At 32.6% G+C, this 17,858-nt stretch carries 17 protein-coding genes and 2 tRNA genes; 12 read left to right on the top strand and 7 right to left on the bottom strand.

Annotation, left to right across the window (positions count from 1 at the left end; genetic code table 11):
* Positions 1-11: 11 nt before the first annotated feature.
* From gldL to Q0663_RS08690, 4 genes are all read left to right on the top strand, one after another.
* A complete protein-coding gene (gene gldL / locus Q0663_RS08705) occupies positions 12-650 on the top strand; it encodes a gliding motility protein GldL (RefSeq protein ID WP_299009494.1) in 639 nt (212 codons plus the stop codon).
* Between the two features lie 43 nt (positions 651-693).
* On the top strand, positions 694-2,229 hold the full coding sequence (gene gldM / locus Q0663_RS08700; protein ID WP_299009491.1) for a gliding motility protein GldM: 1,536 nt from the start codon (positions 694-696) through the stop codon (positions 2,227-2,229).
* A 19-nt stretch (positions 2,230-2,248) separates the two neighbouring features.
* The gene (gene gldN / locus Q0663_RS08695; protein WP_299009488.1) at positions 2,249-3,109 is read left to right on the top strand and encodes a gliding motility protein GldN; all 861 of its coding nucleotides are present in this window, start codon (positions 2,249-2,251) and stop codon (positions 3,107-3,109) included.
* A gap of 75 nt (positions 3,110-3,184) precedes the next feature.
* Positions 3,185-4,234: an FAD-binding oxidoreductase gene (locus Q0663_RS08690; RefSeq protein ID WP_299009485.1), complete on the top strand. Its 1,050-nt coding sequence runs from the start codon at positions 3,185-3,187 to the stop codon at positions 4,232-4,234.
* Positions 4,235-4,319: 85 nt separating this feature from the next.
* Here Q0663_RS08690 and Q0663_RS08685 read toward each other — a convergent pair whose 3' ends face one another.
* A complete protein-coding gene (locus Q0663_RS08685; protein WP_299009483.1) occupies positions 4,320-4,715 on the bottom strand; it encodes a DUF983 domain-containing protein in 396 nt (131 codons plus the stop codon).
* Positions 4,716-4,834: 119 nt separating this feature from the next.
* Here Q0663_RS08685 and Q0663_RS08680 point away from each other — a divergent pair, with 119 nt between their 5' ends.
* Entirely contained in the window at positions 4,835-6,751 is a 1,917-nt protein-coding gene (locus Q0663_RS08680; RefSeq protein WP_299009481.1) for an ABC-F family ATP-binding cassette domain-containing protein, read from the top strand.
* Between the two features lie 2 nt (positions 6,752-6,753).
* Here the strand turns inward: Q0663_RS08680 and Q0663_RS08675 are convergent, their stop codons facing one another.
* Positions 6,754-7,557, bottom strand: coding sequence for an SDR family oxidoreductase (locus tag Q0663_RS08675; protein WP_299009478.1), 804 nt, complete (start codon positions 7,555-7,557; stop codon positions 6,754-6,756).
* A gap of 152 nt (positions 7,558-7,709) precedes the next feature.
* A complete protein-coding gene (locus tag Q0663_RS08670; protein ID WP_274634078.1) occupies positions 7,710-8,132 on the bottom strand; it encodes a PH domain-containing protein in 423 nt (140 codons plus the stop codon).
* A gap of 322 nt (positions 8,133-8,454) precedes the next feature.
* On the opposite strand from Q0663_RS08670, the gene Q0663_RS08665 reads away from it, so the two are divergent.
* From Q0663_RS08665 to Q0663_RS08655, 3 genes are read left to right on the top strand one after another with little or no spacing between them, the layout of a single operon-like run.
* The gene (locus tag Q0663_RS08665) at positions 8,455-9,294 is read left to right on the top strand and encodes a winged helix-turn-helix domain-containing protein (RefSeq protein WP_299009475.1); all 840 of its coding nucleotides are present in this window, start codon (positions 8,455-8,457) and stop codon (positions 9,292-9,294) included.
* 33 nt (positions 9,295-9,327) lie between these two features.
* Entirely contained in the window at positions 9,328-10,269 is a 942-nt protein-coding gene (locus tag Q0663_RS08660; RefSeq protein ID WP_299009473.1) for a 1-aminocyclopropane-1-carboxylate deaminase/D-cysteine desulfhydrase, read from the top strand.
* A complete protein-coding gene (locus Q0663_RS08655; RefSeq protein ID WP_299009471.1) occupies positions 10,269-11,063 on the top strand; it encodes a glucosaminidase domain-containing protein in 795 nt (264 codons plus the stop codon). Before Q0663_RS08660 ends, Q0663_RS08655 begins: the two co-directional genes overlap by 1 nt.
* A 49-nt stretch (positions 11,064-11,112) precedes the next feature.
* Here the strand turns inward: Q0663_RS08655 and Q0663_RS08650 are convergent, their stop codons facing one another.
* The gene (locus Q0663_RS08650) at positions 11,113-12,243 is read right to left on the bottom strand and encodes a VWA domain-containing protein (RefSeq protein ID WP_299009468.1); all 1,131 of its coding nucleotides are present in this window, start codon (positions 12,241-12,243) and stop codon (positions 11,113-11,115) included.
* A 237-nt stretch (positions 12,244-12,480) separates the two neighbouring features.
* On the opposite strand from Q0663_RS08650, the gene Q0663_RS08645 reads away from it, so the two are divergent.
* From Q0663_RS08645 to Q0663_RS08635, 3 genes are read left to right on the top strand one after another with little or no spacing between them, the layout of a single operon-like run.
* Positions 12,481-14,682, top strand: coding sequence for a tetratricopeptide repeat protein (locus Q0663_RS08645; protein ID WP_299009464.1), 2,202 nt, complete (start codon positions 12,481-12,483; stop codon positions 14,680-14,682).
* Between the two features lie 2 nt (positions 14,683-14,684).
* Positions 14,685-15,419, top strand: coding sequence for a LytTR family DNA-binding domain-containing protein (locus tag Q0663_RS08640; RefSeq protein ID WP_299009461.1), 735 nt, complete (start codon positions 14,685-14,687; stop codon positions 15,417-15,419).
* Positions 15,420-15,423: 4 nt separating this feature from the next.
* A complete protein-coding gene (locus tag Q0663_RS08635) occupies positions 15,424-15,939 on the top strand; it encodes a gamma carbonic anhydrase family protein (protein ID WP_299009458.1) in 516 nt (171 codons plus the stop codon).
* 81 nt (positions 15,940-16,020) lie between these two features.
* On the opposite strand, the gene Q0663_RS08630 is transcribed toward Q0663_RS08635, so the two are convergent.
* Entirely contained in the window at positions 16,021-16,485 is a 465-nt protein-coding gene (locus Q0663_RS08630) for a hypothetical protein (protein ID WP_299009455.1), read from the bottom strand.
* Between the two features lie 103 nt (positions 16,486-16,588).
* Here Q0663_RS08630 and Q0663_RS08625 point away from each other — a divergent pair, with 103 nt between their 5' ends.
* Positions 16,589-17,566 (top strand): endonuclease/exonuclease/phosphatase family protein, encoded by a 978-nt coding sequence (locus Q0663_RS08625; protein ID WP_299009449.1) that lies wholly within the window; start codon positions 16,589-16,591, stop codon positions 17,564-17,566.
* Between the two features lie 79 nt (positions 17,567-17,645).
* Here the strand turns inward: Q0663_RS08625 and Q0663_RS08620 are convergent.
* Both Q0663_RS08620 and Q0663_RS08615 read right to left on the bottom strand, forming a co-directional pair.
* Positions 17,646-17,718 (bottom strand) — tRNA-Phe (locus Q0663_RS08620).
* A gap of 65 nt (positions 17,719-17,783) precedes the next feature.
* Positions 17,784-17,856, bottom strand: a tRNA-Phe gene (locus tag Q0663_RS08615).
* Positions 17,857-17,858: the final 2 nt, after the last annotated feature.

Raw genomic sequence — 17,858 nt, 5'->3', positions numbered from 1 at the left:
ATTTAAAAATTATGGCACAATCAAAATCAACTAAGAAGATGTTCAATATGGCTTACGGTTTAGGAGCCGCAGTAGTTATCATTGGAGCATTATTTAAAATTTTACACTGGCCTTTTGGAAATGAAGTATTAATGGTAGGTATGATAGTGGAAGCAGGTGTTTTCGCATTATCAGCTTTCGAAGCAGTAGAAGACGATTTAGATTGGACTAAAGTATATCCAGAATTAGCTGACGGTCAAGCAATAGGAAAAAAAGCAAAAGAAGCTTCTCCTGTTGAAGCACAAAGCATGTTATCTCAAAAGTTAGATAATATCTTAAGTGAAGCTAAATTAGACGCACAATTAGTATCTCGTTTAGGAGATAGCATTAAAAGTTTCCAAGGAGCGGTAGAGCCTTTAGCATCTGCTTCTCAATCAATTTCAGCTACAAACAGCTATAATGAGCAAATGTCTAGAGCAGCAGCTCAAATGGAATCTTTAAACAGTTTATACCAAACTCAAGTAGAGAATGCTAGTAAGCAAGCTGATTTAAACTCTGCAATGGTTGAAAACTCTCAACGTTTACAAGAGCAAATGCAATCTTTAGCAACGAATTTATCTTCGTTAAATGGAGTTTACGGTGGAATGTTATCTGCAATGTCTAACAAGTAATTAATTAGTTTATCTAAATAATTAACGAAACAAACTAATTAATATGGCAGGAGGAAAACTATCACCAAGGCAGAAGATGATTAACCTGATGTACTTAGTATTTATTGCAATGTTAGCAATGAATATGAGTAAAGAGGTATTATCAGCCTTTGGATTAATGAATGAAAAATTAACCGAAGCAAACATAAAGTCAACAGAAAAAAACAAAACGGCTTATGAAACGTTAGCTCAAAAAGCTGCTGAACAAGCAAAGCAGTATGGAGAGGCTAAAGAGAAAACAGACAAGTTAAAAGTAGCAGCCGATGAGTTATATGCTTATGTTGGAGATTTAAAGAGCCGAATGACAGGTGATTTAGAAGATAAAACAGCATATGAAACAATGGATAAGTCTAAGTTTTTAGACGAATTATTCTTTAAAGGTGGAAAAGTAACTGAAGCTGGTAAAGAATTTGTAGCTAAAATTGAAGGGTTTAGAAACCAAGCAATGACAGCTTTAGAAGGAACAGATGTTGCTGATGTTGTGGCAGCTCGTTTCAGTACAGAGAAAGTAACAAATAAAGATGGAGACAAAATCGATTGGTTAAAGTATAACTATGAAGGTTTCCCTTTAATTGCTTCTTTAACAAAGTTAACTCAAATTCAAGCAGATATTAAAGCTACAGAATCTGATGCGTTAACAGCGTTATTACAAGGAGAGCTTGAAAGTGCAGTTTCTATGACAAAGTATGAGGCTATGGTTGTTTTCGACAAGAGCGCATACTACCCAGGAGAAAACTTATCAGGTAGAATTGTTTTAGGTAAAAAAGATCCTAACTTAACAGCTGAAAAAGTTATTATTAACGATAAAGAAGTAGAAGAAGAAAAAATTCAAGCAGGTCAGGTTATCTTAGATGGTCCAGCAGGAAATGTAGGAGATAAAGAGTTAAAAGGAGAGTTCCAGTTTAAAGAAGGAGATTCTATTGTAAAAATAGATATCAAAGGAGCATATGCGGTAATTCCAAGACCAAACGAAGCATTAGTTTCAGCAGATAAAATGAACGTTGTATATCGTGGTTTAGCAAATCCATTAACTATTTCTATTCCAGGAGTGCCAAGTAACAAAGTTGCTGCGAGAGCACCAGGTTTAAAAAGAGTTAGTGGAGACAAGTATACTATGTTCCCTGGTAAAGGAAGTGAAGTAAATATCGTTGTAACTGGTACACCAGCAGGGTCTGATAAAGGAGTACGTTCAGTAAAGAAATTTAGAATTAAAGACATACCGCCAGCAGTAGGTATGGTAAGAGGGCAATATGGTACAGTTAAAATGCCAAAGGCAAGTTTAGGAAATGTTAGTATTGCAGCTGGTTTACCAGACTTCTTATTTGATTTAAAATTAAACGTATCTAGCTTTAAAATTAAAGTTCCTGGTCAAGTAGCTATTCCAGTTAGAGGAACTAGATTAAACCCAAGAGCAAAAGCAGCGTTAAATAAAGCTAGAAGAAATGATGTAATTACTATTTTCGATATTAAAGCATCAGTTTCTGGCTCTAATTATAGCATCAAAAAAGTATTACCTGTTGCTATAGAAATTACAAATTAATAAGTAAAAACAAGAAAGTATGAATTGGAAGCGTTTTTATATGGTTTTATTCGCATTTGCAGCTACAAGTTATGCAAGTGCACAAGCTAACCTTTTAAATGCTAAAAAGGTAGATGAAATTGGATTTAAATCTGAAGCACAAATCGCTTCAGAAGATGACAAACCACTTCCTTATGGCTATATTAGTGATAGAGATGTGTTATGGTCTAAAGTGGTGTGGGAATATGTAGATTTAAATCAAAAAATAAATCTTCCATATTATTATCCAATTGATACTGCAAATGCTGGTTTAACAAGACGTTCGTTATTTGACACCCTTTTAAAAGGTATTAAAAATGGTGAGATAACAGAGGTTTATAATGATTCTTATTTTACTACTAAAATAGGGATGGAAGAAGTTAAGTTAATGACTTACAACGAGCGCCAAAATGGTGATTATATCGATCCTTATTACGTCCAGTCTCAGGATATTAAGGGCTATCAGTTAAAAGGTATTTGGTATTTTGATAAGCGACAAGGTGAGTTAAAATATCGCTTATTAGCGTTAGCTCCAATGGGACCAGATGTACAAGTAATGGGAGTTGAAGAAATTGATGACAGTGAAAATGTATATCCGTTATTTTGGGTGTTTTTTCCAGATGCAAGAGAAACCTTGCATAACTCAAAAGTATTCAACCCTGAAAATTCAGCACAACCATTGTCTTATGACAACTTGTTAAACGCAAGACGTTTTAATTCTACAATTCTAAAGGAAGAAAATATTTATGGAGACAGAGCTATTTCTGATTATATCCGTGGAAATTCATTATTCCAACTATTAGAAGCGAATAGAATTAAAGAAGGTATTCGTAATCGTGAAATGGATATGTGGAATTACTAGAATTCTGCTATATACATAAAAAAAAGAGCTTGCATTGCAAGCTCTTTTTTGTTGTAATAATAGTATTTTTGAAGTATGATAAGAAAGGTAGATTATATAGTTGTTGGTTTAGGACTGTCAGGAATAGCCTTAGTAGAAAAGCTTATAGAAAACAACAAAAGTTTTGTAGTTTTTGAGAACAGCTCACAAGTATCATCTGTAGTAGCAGGAGGTGTATACAATCCTGTAATTTTAAAACGATTTACACCTGTTTGGAACGGTCACGAACAGTTGCAAAAAGCACTCCCTTTTTATAAAAAATTAGAAGAAAAATTAAACATAACGTTAGATTATAGTTTCACGACAAAAAAGGTGTTTACAAGTGTAGGAGACGAGAACAATTGGTTTACAGCTTCAGACAAGCCAATGTTAGCTCACTATATGAACCCTACTATTCAAAAAGGAAAAATTAAAGGAGTAATTGGCGATTATGGATTTGGAGAGTTAACAGGTACAGGAAGAATAGATACACCATTACTGGTTACTGCCTATAAAGAATATATCAATTCCTTAGGGAATCTTGTTGAAGAAGCTTTTGATTATTCAAAATCAATGATTGAAGATAATGCTGAAGTTCAATACCAAGATACCATTGCAAAACGAGTGGTGTTTAGTGAAGGTTTTGGATTGAAAAAGAATCCATTTTTTAATTACTTACCACTTAATGGAACAAAGGGAGAAACAATAACTATTCATGCACCTGACTTACAAATTGATTTTTTGTTAAAAGGAAGTGTTTTTGTAATGCCTTTAGGAAATGATAACTATAAAGTTGGAGCAACGTTTAATTGGTCAGATAAAACCTCTATTCCAACAGAAGAAGGGAGAAAAGAGTTGGAAGATAAGCTTCAGAAAATTATTTCCGTGCCTTATACAGTGATAGAGCAATCAGCAGGAATACGTCCTACGGTAAAAGATAGAAGACCTTTAGTAGGCGTCCATCCTAAATACGCTCAATTAGCGGTTTTAAACGGCTTAGGCACACGTGGAGTTATGGTAGCGCCAACTGTTGCTGAAAACTTGTTTAATCACCTTGAAAATGGTAAAAAATTAGATAGCGAGATTGATATTAAAAGATTTGAATAATGTGAATCTAAAAATGTTCACAAACAAAAATAGCTTCCTGATTATAGGAAGCTATTTTTGTTTTGATATGATTGTATTTTAAAAACTACTTTTCTGATTGTAATTCTTTAGCGTCTTTTTTGTAACTCACGAAAAGGTTAATCCATATAATTCTTGAAAGACGAATAGTAACTGGAGTTAAGATTAAAGAAACAATTACAATAGTAATAAAACTATGTAAAATAGACAATCCAATAAAAACTTTTGCAATGATAAAAACAGCAACAAAAAGCGCTACTGCCAATGCATAATTAACATACATAGCGCCAAAAAAGAAAGAAGGCTCCATCATGTATTTAAAGTTACATTTAGGACAATTGTCGTGTAACGTAGTTATTTTTTTTGGGTTTAAATTTAGTTTATACTTGAAAAATTCACCTTCATGACAACGAGGACATTTGCTGTTGAAAATACTGTATAATTTACTTCCTTTTCCAAACATTTCTTATAGATATTAAGTTCGATTAACTATTTGCTTTTTGTAAGTTTGCACAAATTTCAACAAAAATAAAACAGTATTTTGTAACCACAGTTACAAAACCTTGGTAATTTGCTAAAATTATGTTAAACGTACACGATTTATCAGTTTCCTTCATGGGAACAGACTTGTTTTCTGGAATCACCTTTAAATTAATTAAAGGAGATCGTATTGGATTGATTGGAAAAAACGGAGCAGGTAAATCTACGCTACTTAAAGTTTTGGCAAAGGATATTGAAAGCAGTGGTGGTACGTTGGCATTTGATAAAGATGTGCGTATCGGTTTTTTACGTCAGGATATTGATTTTGATTATGGAAGAACCATTTTAGAAGAAGCCTACCAAGCATTTACTGAAATTAAAGAAATTGAACTAGAACTTGATGAAATCAACCGTCAATTGGCGGAAAGAACTGATTATGAAAGTGAAGCGTATAATCAATTAATTGTTGATTTAAACGAGAAAACAGAACGTTATGAGCTACTTGGTGGATATAACTACCAAGGAGAAACCGAAAAGATTTTACAAGGTTTAGGATTTCAACGTGAAGATTTTGATAAGTTGACCGATACTTTCTCTGGAGGTTGGCGTATGCGTATTGAATTGGCAAAACTTCTTCTTCAGAACAACGATATTTTATTACTCGATGAGCCTACCAACCACTTAGATATCGAGTCGATTATTTGGTTAGAAAACTTCTTGAAGAACTATGCAGGAGCTATCGTTTTAGTATCGCACGATAAGATGTTCTTAGATAACGTAACCAATCGTACCATAGAAATTTCGTTAGGTCAGATTTATGATTATAAAAAACCGTATTCTGAGTTCTTAAAACTGCGTGCTGAGATCAAAGAAAAGCAGTTGCAAACACAGAAAAATCAACAAAAGGAAATAGAACATACTGAAAAGTTGATTGAAAAATTCCGTGCAAAAGCAAGTAAAGCTTCCATGGCGCAATCGCTGATTAAAAAGCTGGAGAAAGTAGAGCGTATTGAGGTTGATCAGGATGATAATGCAGTAATGAATGTTCGTTTTGAAATTTCAAAAGAACCAGGTAAAATTATTGTAGAAGCTGAAAACTTAACGAAGAACTACGGAGAAAAAGAAGTATTAAAAGATGTTGATTTACTCATCGAGCGAAATAGTAGAATTGCTTTTGTAGGTCAAAACGGACAAGGAAAATCTACTTTAGCTAAAATGATGGTAGGGGAAATCCCGTTTGAAGGAAGTTTAAAACTCGGACACAATGTAGAGATAGGTTATTTTGCACAAAACCAATCCGAAGAATTACCGCCAGAGAAAACAGTGTTGGAAATAATGGAAGACGCTGCTAACGATACTAACAGAGTAAAGGTAAGAGACATGTTAGGCGCTTTCTTGTTTGGTGGAGAAGCGGTAGATAAAAAAGCAAAAGTACTATCAGGAGGTGAGCGAAACCGTTTAGCCTTGTGTAAGCTGTTGTTATCGCCTTTTAATGTGTTGATAATGGATGAGCCTACCAACCACTTAGATATTGCTTCTAAAAACGTATTAAAGAAAGCTTTACAGAACTTTGACGGAACCTTAATCGTAGTATCTCACGATCGTGATTTCTTACAAGGATTAACAACAACCGTATATGGATTTAAAGACCGAGAAATAAAAGAATATTTAGGTGATATCGATTATTTCTTAGAGCAACACAAAATGGAAAGTTTACGTGATGCTGAAAAAAGAACCATAGTAAAGGAAGATAAAGACACTTCTAAAAAAGAAGCCTATCAATTATCGAAAGAGCAAGAAAAGGAGCTAAAAAAGCTAAAAAATAAGCTCAATAAAATTGAAAACCAAATAGCGGATTTAGAAGCCGAAATTGAAAAAATAGATTTAGAACTCGCTCAGAACTACGACGAAGTTGCTGCTCGCCCTAACTTCTTTGAAAACTATAAAGCCAAAAAAGCAAAAGTAGACGAGTTAATGGAAGAGTGGGAGCAAGTAGAAGAACAAGTAGCTAGTTTTTAATGTTACTTTTTTCGACCAGTGAAATGTTCCATTGTTTTATAAATTCCAAAGACGTTTCCAGCAAACCAATCAAAAATAGTAATTGACGTTACCGCTTGAGCAAAACGTGTAAATCTGTAAATATAACCAGGAATACTGATTAACTTTTTATTCTTCTCAATTGCTTTAACAATGGTTAATGCTGTTGCTTCAGGTTCAAGAATTGGAATTTTAGACCTTACACCGTCAAACATACCTGTATTTATATAGTAAGGCAATATTGTGGTAACATTCACTTTTTTATTCAGTTGTTCCATCTCTAAACGCAAGCTATCCGACCAACCGATAAGCGACCATTTACTAGCTGCATACACCGACATTTTAGGGTTTGAAACTAGTCCACCAGACGAAGCAATATTGCAAATATGCCCTGAATTTCGATCCAGCATATCTTTAAGAAACTCAAGTGTGACAAACATTGGCGCATTAGCATTAATTTCCATGGTTTTAGCAATGTCAGCTGCCGTATGATCTTTAAAATATTTACCAACTATAATTCCTGCATTATTGATTAAAACATCAACAACACCAATTTCTGCTTTAACTTTTTTAGCGGTGTATTGAATTTGTTCAAGGCTTGAAATATCAACGGTGTAGGTAAATAGTTCTCCTTGGCTAGAAAACTCCGTTACTGTTTTATCAATATTTTCTTGATTAATATCCCAGATAATAACTTTGGCTTTTCGTTCTAATAGTAAACGAACCATTATTTTACCAATTCCAGAAGCTCCTCCAGTAATTAATACTGTTTTATCTTTTAAGTACATATTTTTGTTTTGGTTGTAACGGTTTCGGCTATGAGTAGTTGCGTGGTTTAGCACTTAACTTTGCAAGTACGCACCAAACTGAAAATTCGCGAGGATTTTCAGAAGTAGGCGAGAACAAGCAATTACTTATAGCCATTGTTGCCAGTAGTTTTTTATTCCGTTATTTTTATTTGAGAGTTTAATTTTATTAAGTCCGAAATCAGTTCGTCATTATTTTCCGGCGCTATATAAATTTCATCAAATTTATTGAATTTTATAATTAGTCCATTTCTCGCCAGTGCTGGTTTTATTCCGCTCCACATAGTTTTTCCTTTCATTATTTCCTTTATGTTTGGAATTCCGATTTTTCCCCTTAAAAATCCCGACCTATAAATCAATTCATTATTTTCAATTTTATAAGATGTGTCAAAATAAATCCAAAATATTGAGATTAGTGGACTCAATAATGGTAAAAGAATAAACGGTTTTTCCGAGAATGTACTCTTATCCATAAAGAAAATAGCTATTGGTAATATCACAGAACCAATTAGTAAATAATTGATAAACCCTTTTCTATTTGGTTTATAAATTTTCATTCAGTTTGTGTTTTTTCTTAAATTATTGCCAACTCGTTATATAAGAAATAAAAGTTTTGTTATCCCTGTATTATGATTTGATAAGAGGAGATTTCAGCAATTTTATTTCAATTCAATTTTCGAGTTTCAATATAGTAAAATAATGTCATTTCGAATAAGCGATTTTATGAGCGACTGAGAAATCTTAAGATTGTGAGTCATTTCTATTAATGAGATTCCTCCCCCTGGTCGGAATGACGGTTGGTAAAAAATGTCAAAAAAGTGTAAAAGAAATGTCAATTCTCTAAAAAAGAAGAGAAAAAATGTGTTATTTGTAAGTTGTATGAGTAAGAGAGCTATTTTTTATATAGGTATATTTTTAATTTCAGTACAACTTATTTCTTGTAAAACCAACAATGAGTTTACTGAAAAAGTAAGAGTTTCATTGCGAAATGTGGGGCATCAATTGTTGTTAACCAACCAAGATTCTACTTCATTGGTCTTGCCTATAAAAGAACTAAACAAGCATAAATATCAATTAACCTTTCAAAGTAATTTGCAGGTATCACCTGATAGTTTGGTAGCGATTGTGAAAAGAAGTTTTTCTCAATCAGAATTACCAGTCAACTATCGTATAGAGGTCAAAAAATGTTTGAATGAGGAAGTAGCTTACAGTTACGAAATGATGCAGAGTGAAGAAAACGCCATTGTACCTTGTAAGGGAAGAGTGTTGCCTGCCAATTGCTATTTTATAGATGTCCAGTTTCTTAAAAAGGAAAATAAGAATCAATATTTCTTCTACGGATTTCTACTCTTAATTTCGGTTTTGGGTTTTGTTGTGTATCAGAAAAAGAAAAGAAAAACAATAACCGACACAGCTTCGAACAATTCGCTAAGTTTAGGAAGGTTTACATTTTATCCTGAACAAAATAAGTTGATTAAAGAAGCGGAAGAAATTCCGTTATCTAATAAAGAGTGCGAGTTGTTAACCATTTTTATTGATAGACCCAACGAAGTAATTAAAAGAAAAGAATTGATGAAAAAAGTTTGGGAAGAAAACGGTGTTGTGGTAGGAAGAAGTTTAGATACCTATATTTCAAAACTTCGTAAAAAGTTAAAAGAGGATGCTTCTATAAAAATCACCAATATTCACGGAGTAGGGTATAAGCTAGAAATAGATTAAACCTGTATTTTTGTGGTGTTAATTTTTTTTGGAATGCTTTTTCAACTCAACATACCTACTCCCATAAATCAGCAAATTCAAATGCGAGTGTTAGCAAACAAAGGAATTGAACTTTTTGTAAAGAGAGAAGATACCATTCATCCATTTGTTTCAGGGAACAAATTCAGAAAACTAAAGTACAATATTGAAGAAGCAAAGCGACAAGGAAAAGAAACCCTGTTGACTTTCGGAGGTGCTTTTTCAAACCATATTGCAGCGACTGCTGCTGCAGGTGAGATTTCAGGATTCAAAACCATAGGAATTATTCGAGGAGATGAATTAGGAAAGGATGTAACTAAGACACTTTCTCAAAACAAAACCTTAAAAAATGCGTTCGATAATGGGATGGAGTTCCAATTTGTTTCTAGAGAAGTTTATCGAAATAAAACTTCCGAAGTATTTATCAAACATTTAAAAAAAGAATTTGGTGATTTTTACTTGGTTCCAGAAGGAGGAACCAATACGTTAGCGGTACAGGGCTGCGAGGAGATTTTAACAAATGAAGATGAAAAATTCAATTATATTTGTTGTGCGGTAGGTACTGGAGGAACCATTTCTGGATTGATAAATTCAGCTAAAGAACATCAGGAAGTGATTGGTTTTCCTGCCTTAAAAGGTGATTTTTTAATGGATGAAATAAAACCTTATGTAAAAGGAAATGAAAACTGGAGTTTACAAAACAAATATCATTTTGGAGGCTACGGAAAATATACTCCAGAATTAATTCGTTTTATAAATGAGTTTAAAGAGCAAACAACTATTTTGTTAGATCCTATTTATACAGGAAAAATGTTGTTTGGAATACTAGACTTAGTAACAAAAGATGCATTTCCAGTAGGTAGTAAAATACTAGCAATTCATACAGGAGGTTTGCAAGGTATAGCTGGAGTAAATCAAAAATTAAAGAATAAAAATCAAGAGTTAATAAAGGTTTAATGAAGATAAGAGTAGTTTTTTTAGCAGCATGTGCTGTGGTATTGGCAAGTTGTGGATCAGGTAAAAATGTGGTAAGGTCTACACCTAATGAAGTAGTGCTGGAGACTAAGGAAGAGAAAGCACCAAAGTTACCACAATTAGAGCAAATAAAGCGACCAGTAGCAACAACTACGAATCATACCGAAACCTATATTCAAAAGTTTGCTCCGATTGCAGTTAAGAAAATGCATGAGCACGGAATTCCTGCAAGTATTACCTTAGCACAAGGAGTTTTAGAATCGGGAAGCGGTAGAAGTCAGTTAGCGCGTAAATCGAACAATCACTTCGGAATTAAATGTCACAGAGGCTGGCAAGGACATAGTGTAACTCATGATGATGATGAAAAAGGAGAATGTTTTAGAAAATATAAATATCCAGAAACTTCGTACGAAGACCACTCTCAGTTTTTATTAACGCGTAGCCGTTATGCAAGTTTATTTAAATTAAGACATACCGACTATAAAGGTTGGGCCTATGGTTTAAAAAAAGCAGGGTATGCAACTGATAGAAAATATCCGCAAAAGTTGATTTCTATCATTAATAAATACAATTTAGCTGAATACGATAGAGTTAAACCTGACGGATCATTAACTTCTAAAAAAATAAGTTATAAAACGGAATCTCATAAAGTGCAAAAAGGAGATACTCTCTATTCTATATCAAGAAGATATAATGTTTCGGTACAACGATTAAAAGAGGTAAACGGATTAAGTGATAATAACATTAGTATTGGGCAAGATCTGTTGGTGAAATAAAAAAAGCGGAGTACTTACTCCGCTTCAACTAACCAAACCCCAATCAAAACTACCAAGAGTAATTTTTCTTTTTCGCTTGTTTTTTGATAGCTTTAATCATAACACTTTCTAATTCATTCTTTTTAGAACTTTCACGTTGTTTTTTTGCTACATAAGTCTTTCTTTTTTTATTTAACTCTTGAATTTTTTGTTGAATTTCAGCACGCTCTTTACGTTTTTTCTCAACATACATTTTAATCTCTTTAGCAGATTTATTTTGTAACTGTTTAGGAAGCTGCTTCTTTTTTAAAGAGCTATAATCAATTTCCTTTTCTTCCGAAGCATCCACCAAATCCCATTCAGCATTTTTATATAGTTTAGAGCTTTTAGTTACGGCACGTTTCACTACTACAGCTTCGTCCAAACTTTCCGCATTCATATCTTGTTTTGCCTGATTACTGTATTTAGAGTAACCGTAAGAACCATAGTGAATATAGGTGTCATTTAAGCGCTTATTTAAAATAATAATATCGTTGTCGTAAGGAGTTACAATGTGTACAATATGCTTGTTTTGATTAATGGTCATATAATCACCACCTCCGTAAATAGCTCCGTCTTGCCATCTTCCAGTAATTCCCTGATTAAAATCACCACAAAAAATAGTATTTATGGTAATATCTTTTTCTTTGGCATTGGTAATAGCATCTCTGTAATTAATTTTTCCCTGAGTAAAAGGTTCGTTACCCGCAATAAAAATCATTTTTAAATCACGTTTATTAGCTCCCCAATCTAGTTCATTTAGTGATGTTTGTATTACTTGTCCACAATATTCACTTCCACCATTTGTACTTAAGGAAAAAAGATATTCAGAAATCTCATCTAAATCACTGGTAAATTGTAAAACTTGTCGGATATATCCTTCTCTAGAAGATAAGTTTGAGTTTCCGTATTCGTACAAAGCAATTTCTAAGTTAGGAGTGATGCCATTGCATTTAGCATATGATAGCTCGTTTACAATCTCCCATAATTGTGCTTTTGCCTGATTGATGAGTCCGTCCATACTATTACTTGTATCCAATAACAATGCAACTTTTACGGTTTGTTTTTTAGCTTTTTTTGTAGGTTGATTTTCATTAGCAAATGTAGTTACCGTTAGTAGTACTAAGCAAAAGAAAAATACTTTTAATGCGTGCGTTTTCATAATTTTTGTTTTTAGTTATTAATTGGGTAAAAGTTTGATAAGTATTAATTTCTATTCAAAACTACTTCCAACTATTTTCTTAAAAAATCAAGAATGAGTAAACGGGTTATTTCATTTAGGTAAAAGATTAACTAAATGAGTAAACTCCTTTTTATGACTGTTTTTTATAGTGTTTTAGTGGGGTAGGTGTTTTTTTGTGTGGGTTTTTGTATGTATGTTTACAGTAAGTTATAAAGAATGAAAAAGCTTTTTTACATATTATTACTACCTATACTTTTACTGAAGTTTTCATCGGTTTATTCCCAAATAGATAAAGAACTATCGAAAGAATTCTCAGTAAAAGTTCAAGTAGTGAGTAAAGAAACAAGTCGCCCGATTAAAGATGCAAGAGTAGAAGTAAACGGACGAACTTATCGGTTTTCTGAAATAACAGGAAATTATACTGTAAAAGCTACAGCGGGAAGTCAACTGGAAGTATCACATCCTAATTTTGATCGTGTTTTTTATACGATTAAAGATGATGAAGATATAAAAGTAAAAGTTGAAGGCTTTATACCTAAAAGAAAATCAAAACTAAGTTCTTACAGTAAAAGAAAGCAAGTAGGCTTATACTCACAATATTTAGACTCAGTTGAGTTTTATAAAAAGAAAGATATTGATAAAAGCTTGTCTTTTGTTGAAAAGACTTTGTTGACGAATCCAAGTAAAAACCAAAGAGCTACTGTATTTAAAGAATTAGCAGAGGTATATTTTTATTGGAAACAGTACGATTTAGCGGTTGAGAATTATCAAATTTCCTTACAAGAAGTAAACTCGCCTAGGGTTCGTTTAAAACTGGCAAAAGCAGCGTTTTTATCAGAAGATTATAACAAAAGTGAACAAAACTATTTACAAAGCTTACAAAGCGGAGTACTTAATAATTACTTACGTTTAACTGCATACCAAGGATTGGGAGATGTGTACTTAGCTCAAAAAAACTACAATCAAGCAAAAGTTAATTACGAAAAAGCACTGGAAATTGCGAAAAAGGATCTAATTACACCAAAAATAACAGACTTAAACTCTAAGTTAGCAGAAGTTTTTGCAGCCCAAGGAAACACACAAAAAGCAGATGGTTATTTTAAAAACTCGTTAAAATTAGCTTCCGAAGAAAACAAAAAACGCTCGTTAAAAGAGCAACAAAAAGTAGCCGATTTTTACAATAAGTCTCAGCGATATGATGAAGAAATTCAGTTGCGAAAAGAAAGCCTAAAAGAAGCAGAAGATATAGTTGTAGAAGCGGAGAATAACGAATCGTTAGTTGATTCAATTACTTCACAAAAAATCAACTATAAAATTGGTAATGCCTACATGCAAAAATCTGAATTTGAAGAAGCAATTCCATATTTAAAAAAGAGTATTGCAGATGCTGATAAAAACAAAGATTTAATCATTCAAAAAGATGCTACTAAGCGTTTGTCGGAAGTATATGCTACGGTTGGAGATTACACGGAAGCACTAAAAACCTATCAAGATTATGTAGAATTGGTAGATACTTTATATTCACGAAAAGAACAGGAAATTCAGCAAGTAAAACGTTTTAGTAAGCGAATTTCAGATAACCAAAACAGAATAGCTAGTTTAGAAAAAGACAAAGAATTAGCGGACAGTAAAATCAATTTAGCATATAAAGACCAGCAATTGGTTCAGGAAAGTAACAAACGTCAAAAATGGATTATTTATTCATTAATCGGAGGTTTTTTATTAATGGTTTTGTTGGTGTATTTTATGTTCAGAACGAATAAACAACAAAAGTTAGCCAATAATTTACTGGCTTTAAAGTCGATGCGTTCGCAAATGAATCCGCACTTTATTTTCAATGCATTGAACTCTGTGAATAGTTTTATTGCTGTAAATGATGAACGAAGTGCGAATCGTTATTTGTCAGAGTTTTCAGTATTAATGCGTTCGGTGTTAGAAAATTCAGATGAAGATTTTATACCGTTAACCAAAGAAATTGAGTTATTAGAGTTGTATGTGAAGTTAGAGCATAACCGATTTAAAGATAAGTTTGATTATAATATCAATATAGACAAAAGTATACCTTTAGATGAATATTCGATTCCGCCAATGTTATTGCAACCGTATATAGAAAATGCTATTTGGCATGGGCTTCGATATAAAAAAGAAAAAGGAAAACTTCAAATTTCAATGCTTCCCAAAAATAATGACTCTATTACTATTTTAATTGAAGATGATGGAATTGGAAGAGAGAGGTCAATAGAAATGAAGACAAAGAACCAACTCAAACAGAAGTCAAAAGGAATGAGTACAATAAAAAATAGAATTGCTATTTTAAATGATATGTATCAGGACAAAATATCTGTGGTGGTTTCAGATGCTTTTGAAGACGGAAGCGGAACTAAAGTAGAATTGACACTAAAAAAAGACAAAAATTAGCGATGAAAATAAAAGCAATTATAGTTGAAGACGAGCAAATAAGTAGAGATATTCTACGAAATTATATAGCTAAATATTGTCCTAATGTTGAGTTGTTAGGAGAAGCAAGTAATATTGAAGAAGCACAAAAATTAATTGAAAAGTATGAATTAGATTTGGTGTTTTTAGATGTAGAAATGCCTTTTGGAAATGCTTTTGATTTGTTAGAAAAAGTAGAAAACCAAACTTTTGAAACGGTTTTTGTAACTGCATACGATCATTACGCTATTGAGGCATTAAATAATCAAGCAACTTATTATTTGTTAAAACCTATTTCTATAGATGAGTTGATTAAAGCAGTAAGTATTGTAACTGAAATTAAGGAAAAAGAAAATGAGTTAGAAACAGCTGTGTTAACTCCAAAAAGAATACATCAAGTAAATGGAAAGATTACTATTCCACAGCAAGATGGATTTGAAGTAGTAGCGGTGAATGAAATTTTGTTTTGTAAGGCAGATGATAATTATACCGAAATTTATTTCGAGAATTCTAAAAAGTTAGTGAGTAAAACACTAAAATATTTTGAAGAAACTTTAAAAGATAACACTTTTGTTAGAGTACACAAATCGTTTTTAGTCAACGTTAATGAAATAGCAAAGTATAAAAAAGGAAAAGGAGGAAGCGTTGTGCTGTCAAACGGAAAAGAAATTATGGTTTCAGCATCCAAAAAAGCAAATTTATTATCATATTTTAAATAAAATTATGCCAATTATAAAACCAGTAAGAGGGAAGCACCCAGAAATTCCAAAGGATTGTTATGTTGCTGAAAATGCAACTATTGTAGGAGATGTAACAATGGGAAAAGAATGTAGTGTATGGTTCAATGCAGTAATTCGTGGAGATGTACATCACATAAAAATGGGAGACAAAGTAAATGTGCAAGACGGCGCAGTTATACATGCTACCTATCAAAAATCACCAACAACTATTGGTAATAATGTTTCTATTGGTCACAATGCTTTAGTGCATGGGTGTACCATTCACGATAATGTGCTGGTAGGTATGGGAAGTATAATTATGGATGATTGTATAGTAGAGTCAAACTCTATAATAGCAGCAGGAGCAGTTGTAACTAAAAACACGTATATTGAAAGCGGAAGTATTTATGCAGGAGTACCAGCAAAAAAAGTAAAAGATATTTCTAAAGAACTTATTTCAGGAGAAATTGACAGGATTGCTAATAATTATGTGAAATATTCAGGTTGGTTTAAAGAGTAAATAAAAAAATAAAAAAGCCCGGTTCTGTTTTCAAAACCGAGCTTTTTTTCAATCAAAAACTAATCTACTAAGAGGTTAAGCTTACTTTTCCTCTTGATGCTTTTTATGGTGTTTTCCTTTTCCAAATTTTTTATGAGCACCTTTCTTTTTATGTCTTTTCATTTTTCTTGCAGTCATTTTCTCATAACGTTCATATTGTTGCTCATTTAAAATACGTTTCATTTCAGCTTTGTGTGCAATTTGTTTATCCAACATTTTACTTTTCATAGCATAACGTTCATCAGTTGTAGCCTTTTTACCACTTTGTTTCATAGCCTTTCTTTTAGCCCATATTTTTTTTCTGTCAGCTACTTTTTTAGCTATTAAAGGTTTTATTTGATTTTGTTGAGCTTCAGTTAAATCTAACTTCAACGTCATTTTTTTAACTTCTAGCTCTGTTTGTTGCTCTACAGACAATTGTTCACGTTTACCTTTATCTCCTCTTTGTGCTTGCGTAGTAACGGTGAACCCAACCGTTAAAACCAATACTGTTAGTAATTTCTTCATGTTTATTAAGTTTTAATTTTTTTGTAATTATTTACATCTCTAAGACCATTCAGCTTTAAAAAAGTTTAAATTTGGAAGTATTTTTAACATTTTTTTTATTTAGATGAAGTTAATTTTTAGAATTGTTTTAAGGATTTTATTGTTAGTAGTTGGTTTGGTTATAGTGTTTTTTTTCTGGGCTTCTTCACCAACAATGGATGAAGCAGAGTATGCTAAAATTATTACACATAACTATGATACAGCAACTGATAATGATTCTGTTTACAGCATTGTAACTTACAATATTGGATATTTAAGCGGAATGACAAATAACCGAGCAATAGCAAAGCCAAAAGAATTGTTCGATTCTAACATGAAAAAGGTGCTTACTGAAATTCAAAAAGTAAATCCTGATATATTAGCTTTTCAAGAAATTGATTATAATGCAGCGAGATCGTATGAAGTAAATCAGGAAGAAGAGATCGCTAAATTAGGATATAACTATGTGGCAAGAGGTATAAATTGGGATGAACATTACGTTCCTTTTCCTTATTGGCCACCAAGCATGCACTTTGGTAAAATTGTGTCAGGACAATCCATTTTAAGTAAGTATGAATTGAAGGATTACCAACGAATTGTGTTAGAGCGTGTGGCAGACAACCCTTTTTATAGAGATGCGTTGTATTTAGATAGATTGGTGCAGGTGGTAAAAGTTATTTTAGAAGGAAAAGAAGTGATTGTTATAAATCTACACTTAGAAGCTTTTAATAAAACAACACGAGTACGTCAATTTGTGTACGTATTGAATCTTTTCAATAGTTATAAAACAATGTACCCAACTATTTTATTGGGTGATTTTAACTCAAAAGCAAGAGACAACGAAGCTATTATTCAAAAAATATTTTCGATCGAAGGAGTTGGGAACGCAGCATTTTCTTCTGAAAACCCTGAAAACACATTTGATACTAAAAATCCCGTAGAACGTATCGATTATATTTTTTACACAGAAAATACGATTGAATATATTGAAGGGAAAGTATTAAATGAATTTGGAGAAGCATCTGACCATTATCCAATAGAGATGAGGTTCAAATTGAAATAAATAAAAACGACTCGATTATTTATCGAGTTGTTGTTTTTAAAACTAAAAAACCCGAACAAATTTGTTCGGGTTTTTATCGTGGTGCCTCCAGGAATCGAACCAGGGACACAAGGATTTTCAGTCCTTTGCTCTACCAACTGAGCTAAGGCACCAGTCATAGCTTAAAAAAGTAACATCTTTAAAATAAAACTCGTAACATGCGCTACGAGTTTTATTGTGGTGCCTCCAGGAATCGAACCAGGGACACAAGGATTTTCAGTCCTTTGCTCTACCAACTGAGCTAAGGCACCAG

It is taken from the genome of uncultured Tenacibaculum sp. (assembly GCF_947504135.1).
In the GTDB taxonomy this organism is placed as follows: domain Bacteria; phylum Bacteroidota; class Bacteroidia; order Flavobacteriales; family Flavobacteriaceae; genus Polaribacter.
This window is presented reverse-complemented; position numbering and strand designations above follow the sequence as displayed.

What these genes read in the sequence shown, in the direction of transcription:
- gldL (WP_299009494.1), top strand. Translation starts at nt 12, where the DNA reads ATGGCACAATCAAAATCAACTAAGAAGATGTTCAATATGGCTTACGGT.
- gldM (WP_299009491.1), top strand. Translation starts at nt 694, where the DNA reads ATGGCAGGAGGAAAACTATCACCAAGGCAGAAGATGATTAACCTGATG.
- gldN (WP_299009488.1), top strand. Translation starts at nt 2,249, where the DNA reads ATGAATTGGAAGCGTTTTTATATGGTTTTATTCGCATTTGCAGCTACA.
- Q0663_RS08690 (WP_299009485.1), top strand. Translation starts at nt 3,185, where the DNA reads ATGATAAGAAAGGTAGATTATATAGTTGTTGGTTTAGGACTGTCAGGA.
- Q0663_RS08685 (WP_299009483.1), bottom strand. Translation starts at nt 4,715, where the DNA reads ATGTTTGGAAAAGGAAGTAAATTATACAGTATTTTCAACAGCAAATGT.
- Q0663_RS08680 (WP_299009481.1), top strand. Translation starts at nt 4,835, where the DNA reads ATGTTAAACGTACACGATTTATCAGTTTCCTTCATGGGAACAGACTTG.
- Q0663_RS08675 (WP_299009478.1), bottom strand. Translation starts at nt 7,557, where the DNA reads ATGTACTTAAAAGATAAAACAGTATTAATTACTGGAGGAGCTTCTGGA.
- Q0663_RS08670 (WP_274634078.1), bottom strand. Translation starts at nt 8,132, where the DNA reads ATGAAAATTTATAAACCAAATAGAAAAGGGTTTATCAATTATTTACTA.
- Q0663_RS08665 (WP_299009475.1), top strand. Translation starts at nt 8,455, where the DNA reads ATGAGTAAGAGAGCTATTTTTTATATAGGTATATTTTTAATTTCAGTA.
- Q0663_RS08660 (WP_299009473.1), top strand. Translation starts at nt 9,328, where the DNA reads ATGCTTTTTCAACTCAACATACCTACTCCCATAAATCAGCAAATTCAA.
- Q0663_RS08655 (WP_299009471.1), top strand. Translation starts at nt 10,269, where the DNA reads ATGAAGATAAGAGTAGTTTTTTTAGCAGCATGTGCTGTGGTATTGGCA.
- Q0663_RS08650 (WP_299009468.1), bottom strand. Translation starts at nt 12,243, where the DNA reads ATGAAAACGCACGCATTAAAAGTATTTTTCTTTTGCTTAGTACTACTA.
- Q0663_RS08645 (WP_299009464.1), top strand. Translation starts at nt 12,481, where the DNA reads ATGAAAAAGCTTTTTTACATATTATTACTACCTATACTTTTACTGAAG.
- Q0663_RS08640 (WP_299009461.1), top strand. Translation starts at nt 14,685, where the DNA reads ATGAAAATAAAAGCAATTATAGTTGAAGACGAGCAAATAAGTAGAGAT.
- Q0663_RS08635 (WP_299009458.1), top strand. Translation starts at nt 15,424, where the DNA reads ATGCCAATTATAAAACCAGTAAGAGGGAAGCACCCAGAAATTCCAAAG.
- Q0663_RS08630 (WP_299009455.1), bottom strand. Translation starts at nt 16,485, where the DNA reads ATGAAGAAATTACTAACAGTATTGGTTTTAACGGTTGGGTTCACCGTT.
- Q0663_RS08625 (WP_299009449.1), top strand. Translation starts at nt 16,589, where the DNA reads ATGAAGTTAATTTTTAGAATTGTTTTAAGGATTTTATTGTTAGTAGTT.